Here is a 247-nt window from a genome sequence, read left to right as displayed (position 1 = left end):
TTCCAAATAACAAGTTTCTAAAAGTATTGGGGAAAGGAACAACTTTACTGGATGCATTAGCTAAAGCATATGACGTATTGTTTGGAGCGGTTCCATGAATTGCTGAGTTAATTACTCGCTCGGGTCTAATTAACGGGGATTTCGCCGCCGTTCGTCCAGTTCTGTCTGGAATGGGCACAGCGATGTTGGGCACTGCATCTTCGTCGTGTCCTGATCGTGCACAAGAAGCAGCAGAAGCAGCTATTTC

Annotated in this window: 1 pseudogene; it reads left to right on the top strand. The window is 45.7% G+C overall.

The features are described from left to right. Nucleotides 1–247: pseudogene (locus CWB77_RS18215) on the top strand (cell division protein FtsZ); the annotation flags it as partial.

This window comes from Pseudoalteromonas sp. S1610 (genome assembly GCF_005887465.1).
Taxonomy (GTDB): domain Bacteria; phylum Pseudomonadota; class Gammaproteobacteria; order Enterobacterales; family Alteromonadaceae; genus Pseudoalteromonas; species Pseudoalteromonas undina.
This window is presented reverse-complemented; position numbering and strand designations above follow the sequence as displayed.